Origin of the sequence: Burkholderia sp. LMG 13014, from assembly GCF_905232215.1 — a bacterium.
Taxonomy (GTDB): domain Bacteria; phylum Pseudomonadota; class Gammaproteobacteria; order Burkholderiales; family Burkholderiaceae; genus Burkholderia.
On the sequence record NZ_CAJNKE010000342.1, the window covers coordinates 1 to 6,400 of the forward strand.

At 67.2% G+C, this 6,400-nt stretch carries 7 protein-coding genes and 1 pseudogene; all 8 read left to right on the forward strand.

The genetic code is table 11. The features are described 5' to 3' along the window. Positions 1-300: pseudogene (locus JYJ84_RS25390) on the forward strand (P-type conjugative transfer protein TrbL); the annotation flags it as partial. 11 nt (positions 301-311) lie between these two features. Continuing rightward, positions 312-1,016: a conjugal transfer protein TrbF gene (trbF, locus tag JYJ84_RS25395; protein ID WP_019726309.1), complete on the forward strand. Its 705-nt coding sequence runs from the start codon at positions 312-314 to the stop codon at positions 1,014-1,016. Continuing rightward, a complete protein-coding gene (gene trbG, locus JYJ84_RS25400; protein ID WP_019726310.1) occupies positions 1,013-2,005 on the forward strand; it encodes a P-type conjugative transfer protein TrbG in 993 nt (330 codons plus the stop codon). Before trbF ends, trbG begins: the two co-directional genes overlap by 4 nt. Positions 2,006-2,007: 2 nt before the next feature. After that, positions 2,008-3,291, forward strand: a complete 1,284-nt coding sequence (locus JYJ84_RS25405) for a TrbI/VirB10 family protein (RefSeq protein WP_019726311.1) — start codon at positions 2,008-2,010, stop codon at positions 3,289-3,291. Then, entirely contained in the window at positions 3,288-3,533 is a 246-nt protein-coding gene (locus JYJ84_RS25410; RefSeq protein WP_019726312.1) for a DUF2274 domain-containing protein, read from the forward strand. Before JYJ84_RS25405 ends, JYJ84_RS25410 begins: the two co-directional genes overlap by 4 nt. Positions 3,534-3,908: 375 nt before the next feature. After that, the gene (gene ruvC / locus JYJ84_RS25415; RefSeq protein WP_011350965.1) at positions 3,909-4,451 is read left to right on the forward strand and encodes a crossover junction endodeoxyribonuclease RuvC; all 543 of its coding nucleotides are present in this window, start codon (positions 3,909-3,911) and stop codon (positions 4,449-4,451) included. Between the two features lie 155 nt (positions 4,452-4,606). Next, positions 4,607-5,188 (forward strand): Holliday junction branch migration protein RuvA, encoded by a 582-nt coding sequence (gene ruvA / locus JYJ84_RS25420; protein ID WP_175222374.1) that lies wholly within the window; start codon positions 4,607-4,609, stop codon positions 5,186-5,188. Between the two features lie 119 nt (positions 5,189-5,307). Continuing rightward, the gene (gene ruvB, locus JYJ84_RS25425) at positions 5,308-6,378 is read left to right on the forward strand and encodes a Holliday junction branch migration DNA helicase RuvB (protein ID WP_122944488.1); all 1,071 of its coding nucleotides are present in this window, start codon (positions 5,308-5,310) and stop codon (positions 6,376-6,378) included. The last annotated feature ends 22 nt before the right edge of the window (positions 6,379-6,400 follow it).

Consider the following 6,400-nt stretch of genomic DNA (forward strand, 5'->3'; position numbering starts at 1 on the left):
GTGGGCAATGTCGCCAAGACCGGCGCGCAGGCCGCCGGGCAGAAGGTGGCCGATGGCGCGCGCTCGATGAAGGAGCGTGTCGCCGCTGCCTTCCGGCCGGATGACGCCCCTGCATCCAGTGGCCCGCAGAGCGCAGCCGATTCGGCAGCGCCTACCGCTGCCGAACAGCCCGCCTGGGCCAAGCGCCTGCATCGCAGGCAGCAACTGACCCATGCCGCGACGACTGCCGCCCACACGCTGCGCGGTGGCGATGGCGGCAGCTCCAGCCAAGGCCCCAGCCTGCGCGATTCCGACTCATAAGGAGATAGACCATGCGATTCAAAAGACCCCAGGTGCGCTACGCCGACACGTCGCAGCCCGCCACGCCGTACCAAGCCGCAGGCCAGGTCTGGGACGAGCGCATCGGCTCGCCGCGCGTGCAGGCGAAGAACTGGCGCCTGATGGCCTTCGGCTGCCTCGCTCTCGCATTGCTGATGGCCGGTGGCCTGGTCTGGCGCTCGGCGCAGTCCATCGTGACGCCCTATGTGATCGAGGTCGATCAGGCTGGGCAGGTGCGTACCGTGGGCGAAGCCGCCACGCCGTACCGGCCCAGCGATGCGCAGGTGGCCTACCACCTGGGCCGCTTCATCGGCCTGGTGCGCTCGCTGTCCATCGACCCCATCGTGGTTCGGCAGAACTGGCTCGATGCCTACAACTACACCACCGACAAGGGCGCCGTGGTGCTAAACGACTACGCCCGCGTGAACGATCCGTTCGCGCGCATCGGCAAGGAGTCGGTGACGGTGCAGATCACCAGCGTGACCCGCGCCAGCGACACGTCTTTCAACGTGCGCTGGACGGAGACGCGCTACGTCAACGGCGCCCTGGATCGCACCGAGCGCTGGAACGCGGTGATTTCCATCGTGCAGCAGACCCCGCGCACCGAGCAGCGCCTGCGTAAGAACCCCTTAGGCATCTACGTCAACGGACTGTCGTGGAGCCGCGAACTGGAAGGAAACGAAGGAGCAAAACCATGAATGCGATTTTCCGTAAATCCGCCTTGCCGCTGATCTTGCTGGCATCCAGCGTCTTGTTCTCGGGCTGCGCCACGCAGGGCAAGCCGCCGCCGGTCATCTCGCTCGACGAGCCGGTGCAAGCCCAGCCGCTGCCCGAGGCGCCGAAGCCGGTGGAGGTCGTGACCGTGCCCGAGGTGTTGCCGATGCCGGCGCAGATGAAGCCCGTACCGGATGCCAAGTCTGCGGTGGAACCCGCCGATGAAACCGTGCGCGTGGCCCGCGCCAATGCCGAGGCGCGCATCGCGCCCACGCGCGAGGGCTACGTCAATGCGATTCAGGTGTGGCCCTTCACTGATGGCGCGCTGTACCAGGTCTATGCGGCCGTGGGCCGTGTGACGGTGATCGCGCTCCAGCCCGGCGAGGAACTGGTGACGGTCGCCGCTGGCGACACGGTGCGCTGGATCGTGGGCGACACATCGAGCGGCAGCGGTGAGGCGTTGCGCGTCAACGTGATGGTCAAGCCGATCCGCTCGGGCCTGAAGACGAATCTCGTCATCACCACAAGCCGACGCACCTACCTGCTGGAGCTGACCTCGACCGAGAAGACGTGGATGGCGTCGGTGTCCTGGGAGTACCCCAAGGACAAGATGCTGGCCCTGCAGCGCCAGGCGCAGGCGGCCAGCGCCGCTGCGCCGGTCGATGCGGGCCTGTCGCTGGAGAAGATCCGTTTCCGCTACGCGGTCAGCGGCAGCAATCCGCCGTGGAAGCCCCTGCGTGCCTTCGATGACGGTGAGAAGGTCTACATCCAGTTTCCGCCGGGCATTGCCCAAGGCGAGCTGCCGCCGCTGTTCGTGATCGGCGCGCAGGGCGACGGCCAGCTCGTCAACTACCGATTCCGCTCACCGTACTACATCGTGGATCGGCTGTTTGGCGCGGCCGAACTGCGCCTGGGCGGGGACAAGGGCGACGTGGTGCGGATCGAGCGCACGGATGGCACGCGGAGGAACTGACCATGAGCCAGGACGACATTCCCGACCATGCCGCGCCGCAGACCGGCAAGGTGGCGCCCGAGGCAATGGCGCTGCGCGCGCAGCCGCGTCCGGTGACTCGGTTGAATCGGCGCACGCTAGCCATCCTCACCGGCGGCCTGTCGGTCGCCGTGCTTGGGGCCACGATCTGGTCGTTGCAGCCGCATCGGCGCGGCGCGGGCGAGCAAACCGAGCTGTACAACGTGGATCGCGTCTCGAAGTCCGAAGGGCTGGACGGCCTGCCTTCCGACTATTCCAAGCTGCCGGCGAAGGTGCCGGAGCTGGGGCCACCGCTGCCGGGCGACCTCGGCCCGGCCATCGTGAAGTCACAGCAGCCGGTGACACCGGCCTATGCGCCGCCAGGCCACGACCCGGAGGATGCTCGGCGCAAGGAAGCCGATGCCGCTGCGGCCTCGACGGTGTTCTTCCGCTCGGGCAATCCAGGCAAGACCGCTGCACCGGCGACTGCGCAAGCCGCTGCGGCGGGCCCGGCATCGGCCTTGGCGGGCTTTGATCCGCTCGCCGCCGGGCCGGCCTCGACGGCGGCACAAACTCAACAATCCGCGTCCGACCCGACCGCCGTGCAGAACCGACAAGACCAGAAAGAGGCTTTCCTGAAAGGCGCTTCTACGGAAACCCGCAATTCCGGCCAACTGACCCTGCCGGCTTCGCCGTACCAGGTCATGGCCGGAACGGTGATCGCTGGCGCGCTGGTGACGGGTATCAAGTCCGACCTGCCGGGCGACGTGATCGGCACGGTGACGGAGCCTGTCTACGACTCGGCCACGGGTAAGTTCCTGCTGATCCCGCAGGGTTCGCGCCTCATGGGCAAGTACAACAGCCAGGTGAGCTACGGGCAGAGCCGCGTGCAGGTGGTGTGGAACCGCATCATCCTGCCGGACACGTCTTCGCTGACGCTCGACAACCTGGCGGGTACCGACCCGGCCGGCTATGCCGGCCTGGAGGATGGGGTCGATTGGCATTGGGATCGCGTTTTTGCCGGCGCGGCTCTGACCACGCTGCTGGGCGTGGGCGCCGAGCTGGCCGCGCCGCAGAACCGGCAGGACGGCAACCGCGTCATCATCGCCGGACAGGGCAGTTTGCAGGACAGCGTGAACCAGGTAGGCCAGGAGATGACCCGGCGCAACATGAACATCCAGCCGACGTTGACCGAGCGGCCGGGCCTGCCGGTTCGCATCATCGTGAACCGCGATCTCGTGCTTCGGCCGTACCAACCGTTGTTCTTCAACCGGGGAGCGATGCGATGAGCACGACCAAGAAGCTGCGGCTGGGGCCGCTGCCGAAGACCGAGAGTGTCAAGCTGACCTTCGCATGTCCCGCTGGCTTGAAGACAGACCTTGACCGCTATGCCGCGCTACATGCGCAGACCTACGGCGAAACGGTCGATGCGGCGACGCTGATCCCGCACATGCTGGAGGCATTCATGGCGGGGGATCGTGGATTCAGGAAAGGAACGACCGCCAAGGTCGTTCCGCAGAAACAGACCTGACGACCTTGCCGCCACTTCAACGACAAAGCGCAGCCTGAGGCTGCGCTTTGTCGTTCCGGGGGCAGTTGGGCTACTATAGAGAAAGGAGAAAGGCAAGTCGGCCTGCTGTTGGGAAACGTCCCCCGATGCAACGCGCTCCGGCTTTCTTCCTCATCGCTCTTATGTGGCACCTAGCCCACAACGCAGCAGTCAATCCAAACTGCCCGAAACAGAGCTAACCTCGCGTCCCATATAGAGTTTCAAGCCCTGGGCGATTTGCGCTCAGGGCTTGACACGAGCAGTTTTTTATTGCGCGGCGCTCTCGTACGCGACCGTGCGGCCAGCGCACCGCACCATTCGTTGTAGTATCGCTGCATCAGGCTTCTCTCCTTACTCATGCGAATTCTCGGCATCGACCCCGGCCTGCGCGTCACCGGCTTCGGCATCATCGACGTCAGCGGCCACCGGCTCGCGTATGTCGCGAGCGGCGTGATCCGCACGCCGACCGCCGACCTGGCCACCCGGCTCGGCACGATCTTCCAGGGCGTCTCGACCATCGTGCGCGAGCACGCACCCGACCAGTCCGCGATCGAAAAGGTGTTCGTCAACGTGAACCCGCAGTCGACGCTGCTGCTCGGCCAGGCGCGCGGCGCCGCGATCTGCGGCCTCGTCGCGGGCGGCCTGCCGGTGGCTGAATACACGGCGCTGCAGCTCAAGCAGGCGGTGGTCGGCTACGGCCGCGCGACCAAGACGCAGATGCAGGAAATGGTCACGCGGCTGCTCAACCTCTCCGGACAACCGGGCTCCGATGCGGCCGACGCGCTCGGCATGGCGATCTGCCATGCCCACGGCGGCAACACGCTCAGCACGCTCGGCGGCCTCGCGCCGGCGCTCGCGAAGAAAGGGCTGCGCGTGCGGCGCGGGCGGCTGGTCGGCTGATACCGCACATGCCAGCGCGCGACGCACGGAATCGGCCGTGTTGAGCGCACGCGGCGCGCCCACGACACCCATCGCCCTGGCCTGACGGCCGATCCCGTCGGCATAGCGCCGCACGTGCGCTACACTCGCGCTTTCTTCCTCGCATCAAGCCATCCATGATCGGTCGCATCGCCGGCATCCTGCTCGAAAAAAACCCGCCTCACCTGCTCGTCGACTGCAACGGCGTCGGCTACGAAATCGACGTGCCGATGAGCACCTTCTACAACCTGCCGCAAAACGGCGAGCGCGTCGTGCTGCTCACGCAGCAGATCGTCCGCGAGGACGCGAACCTGCTGTACGGCTTCCTCACGCAGCAGGAGCGCACGACCTTCCGCGAGCTGCTGAAGATCACCGGCATCGGCGCGCGCATGGCGCTCGCCGTGCTGTCCGGCATGAGCGTGCAGGAGCTCGCACAGGCCGTGACGATGCAGGACGCCGCGCGCCTCACGCGCCTGCCCGGCATCGGCAAGAAAACGGCCGAGCGCCTGCTGCTCGAGCTGAAGGGCAAGCTCGGCGCCGATCTCGGCGAGCTCGCCGGCGCCGCGTCGCCGTCCGACCACGCAACCGACATCCTCAACGCGCTGCTTGCGCTCGGCTATTCCGAAAAGGAAGGCCTCGCCGCGATCAAGAACGTGCCGGCGGGCACCGGTGTATCCGAAGGCATCAAGCTCGCACTGAAGGCGCTGTCGAAGGTGTAACGCCCGCATGACGCGCCGCCAACCGGTGCGTCGAAGCCAGTGTCGCGCGGCCGCGCGACGCTCGCCAGTCGGCCGTTCGGCCAGGTGGGCGGGACAGCGGCGCGCGGTACAATGGCCGCATGATTGAAACCGACAAACTCGCCACCGAGCAGCGGATCATCGCCGCCACACCCGCCTCGTCGCACGAGGAGGTGTTCGAACGTGCGCTGCGGCCGCGCCAGCTCGACGACTACGTCGGCCAGGAAAAGGTGCGCGGCCAGCTCGAGATCTTCATCGAAGCCGCCAAGCGCCGCTCCGAGCCGCTCGACCACGTGCTGCTGTTCGGGCCGCCGGGCCTCGGCAAGACGACGCTCGCGCACATCATCGCGCGGGAGATGGGCGTGAACCTGCGCCAGACGTCGGGCCCCGTGCTCGAACGCGCGGGCGATCTCGCCGCGCTGCTGACCAACCTCGAAGCGAACGACGTGCTGTTCATCGACGAGATCCACCGGCTGTCGCCGGTCGTCGAGGAAATCCTGTATCCGGCACTCGAGGATTACCAGATCGACATCATGATCGGCGAAGGCCCGGCCGCGCGCAGCGTGAAGCTCGACCTGCAGCCGTTCACGCTGGTCGGCGCCACCACCCGCGCCGGGATGCTGACCAACCCGCTGCGCGATCGCTTCGGGATCGTCGCGCGCCTCGAGTTCTACGATGCCGAGCAGCTGTCGCGCATCGTGCGGCGCTCGGCGTCGCTGCTGAACGCGCAGATCGATCCGAACGGCGCGCTCGAAATCGCGAAGCGCTCGCGCGGCACGCCGCGGATTGCAAACCGGCTGCTGCGCCGCGTGCGCGACTTCGCGGAGGTCAAGGCCGACGGCCAGATCACCGCGGCCGTCGCCGATGCCGCGCTCGCGATGCTCGACGTCGATCCGGTCGGCTTCGACCTGATGGACCGCAAGCTGCTCGAAGCGATCCTGTACAAGTTCGACGGCGGCCCGGTCGGCATCGACAACCTCGCCGCAGCGATCGGCGAAGAACGCGACACGATCGAGGACGTACTCGAACCGTACCTGATCCAGCAGGGCTTCCTGCAGCGCACGCCGCGCGGGCGCGTCGCGACGCTGCTCACCTATCGCCACTTCGGGCTTTCCGTGCCGGACGCCGGCCGCACCGAACGCGGCGAGTGGGATACCCCCGACGGGAAGTAACCCGTCGCCCGAGCCACACGCA